Annotated in this window: 1 protein-coding gene; it reads left to right on the forward strand. The window is 74.6% G+C overall.

Annotated elements, in window-relative coordinates; all coding sequences use genetic code 11:
* Nucleotides 1-203 precede the first annotated feature (203 nt).
* Nucleotides 204-2,481: glycogen debranching protein GlgX (gene glgX, locus AOK18_RS22645; RefSeq protein ID WP_055695531.1), on the forward strand; the 2,278-nt coding region annotated here is incomplete at its 3' end.

Consider the following 2,481-nt stretch of genomic DNA (forward strand, 5'->3'; position numbering starts at 1 on the left):
CGCACTCACGTTTCCCCGGGAAACGTCGGGGCGCGCCCTGACGTTCCCCGGGGAAACGTGAGTGCGCGGCATGCTCTGGGCAGAACTGTGGGGAGGACGACGCGCCGGGGAGCCGCGGCCGGAGCCGAGGAACGCCCGGGGAACCGGGCGGCCGCACTCCCCCGCCCGCCGTCGTCCCATGAGGAGCCGCGGGAGGCTGACAGGTGTCCAGCGCAGCCGAGCAGGAGGCGGTGGCCGGGCGGAAGGCGGTGACCGGGGACCGGGTCACCGGCGACGGGAGCCCGGCCGTCGCCGTGAACGGCGGGCGGGCGGCCTCGCCCCCGCCGGCGGCGGTACCGGTGCGGCCGGGCCCGGCCGCGCCGCTGGGGGCCCACTTCCGCACCGGCCCGGACGGGGTGGCGGGGACCGGTTTCGCCTTGTGGGCGGGGGGCGCCGAGGGCGTCGAACTGTGCCTGTTCGACGAGCGCGGCGCGGAGAGCCGCGCCCGGCTCACCGAGCTGACGGAGGGGGTGTGGCACGGCTTCGTACCGGGCGTCCTGCCGGGCACGCGCTACGGCTACCGGGTGCACGGCCGCTGGGACCCGTGGACCGGCGCCCGCTGGAACCCGGCGAAGCTGCTGCTCGACCCGTACGCCCGCGCGGTGGACGGCGACTACGGCACGTCCGGTCTGCCGCCCCAGGTGTACGGGCACGTCCGGGACTGGCCGGAGCAGCACGTCGCGGACACCGTGCGCGACGACCGGGACTCCGCCCCGTACGTGCCCAAGGGCGTCGTCGTCCACGACGACGACCGGGCCGACGACCGGCGGCCCGGGACTCCGTGGGCGGACACGGTCCTGTACGAGCTGCACGTCAAGGGGTTCACGCAGCGGCACCCCGGCATCCCCCCGGAACTGCGCGGCACGTACGCGGGGCTGGCCCACCCCGCCGCGATCGGGCACCTGGTGCGGCTCGGGGTGACGGCCGTGGAGCTGCTGCCGGTGCACCAGTTCGCGCACGAGGACCACCTGCTGCGGCGGGGGCTGCGCAACCACTGGGGCTACAACTCCGTCGGCTGGTTCGCCCCGCACGCGGGCTACGCGGCCTCCGGGACGGGCGGGCAGCAGGTCGGCGAGTTCAAGCGGATGGTGCGCGCGCTGCACGCGGCGGGAATCGAGGTCGTCCTCGACGTGGTGTACAACCACACCGCCGAGGCGAACGAACTGGGCCCCACCCTGTCCCTGAAGGGCATCGACAACCGCGGCCACTACCGGCTGCGGGCCGACGCCCGCCGGTACACCGACCACACGGGCTGCGGCAACACCCTGGACGCCGTCCAGCCGCAGGCGCTGCGCCTGATCACGGACTCGCTGCGCTACTGGGTGACCGAGATGGGCGTCGACGGCTTCCGCTTCGACCTGGCGGCGGCGCTGGCCCGCACCGGGGACGGGGACGACGTCGACATGCGCGCCCCGTTCCTCTCGGTGATCGCCCAGGACCCGGTGCTGCGCGGGGTGAAACTGATCGCCGAGCCGTGGGACGTGGGCCCCGGCGGCTACCGGGTGGGGGCGTTCCCGCCGCTGTGGTCGGAGTGGAACGACCGGTACCGGGACGCCGTACGGGACTTCTGGCGGCCGGGTGCCGCGGACCTGCGGGAGATCGGCTACCGGCTCTCCGGTTCGAGCGACCTCTACGACTGGGGCGGGCGGCGCCCGTACGCCTCGGTCAACTTCGTCACCGCGCACGACGGATTCACCCTGCGCGACCTCGTGTCGTACGAGCGCAAGCACAACGAGGCCAACGGCGAGGGCAACCGGGACGGCACCGACGACAACCGCTCCTGGAACTGCGGCACCGAGGGCGAGAGCGACGACCCGGACGTCCTGGCCCTGCGGCGGCGGCAGCTGCGCAACCTGCTGGCCACGCTGCTGCTGTCCACGGGCGTGCCGATGCTGGTCGCCGGGGACGAGATGGGACGCACCCAGCACGGCAACAACAACGCCTACTGCCAGGACAACGAGACCGGCTGGGTGGACTGGGAGCTGCTCGACGAGCCGGGCTGGCGGGCCCTGTTCGACCTCACGTCCCGGCTGATCGCCCTGCGCCGCCGCCATCCGGTGCTGCGCCGCCGGACCTTCTACTCCGGGCGCGCCCGCTTCGCGGACGGACTGCGCGACCTGGCCTGGTTCACCGCGCGGGGCACCGAGATGACCGAGGAGGACTGGTACGCGCCCGCCGCCACCCTCGGCATGTACCTCTCCGGCCGGGACGTCCCGGAGCGCGACGAGCGCGGGGAACGGATCCTCGACGACAGCTTCCTCGTGGTCCTCCACGCCGGTGACGGACCGGCGGACGTCCTCCTCCCGGGCCCGCCGTGGGCCCGGCGCTACGAGGTGGTCGTCGACACCGGCCGGGAGGACCAGGAGTCCCCGCCGGCCACGACCCACCCGGCGGACACGGTGATCACCGTTGCGGGGCGGACGGTGCTGCTGCTGCGGGCGG

The sequence above is a fragment of the Streptomyces prasinopilosus genome (assembly GCF_001419695.1).
In the GTDB taxonomy this organism is placed as follows: domain Bacteria; phylum Actinomycetota; class Actinomycetes; order Streptomycetales; family Streptomycetaceae; genus Streptomyces; species Streptomyces prasinopilosus.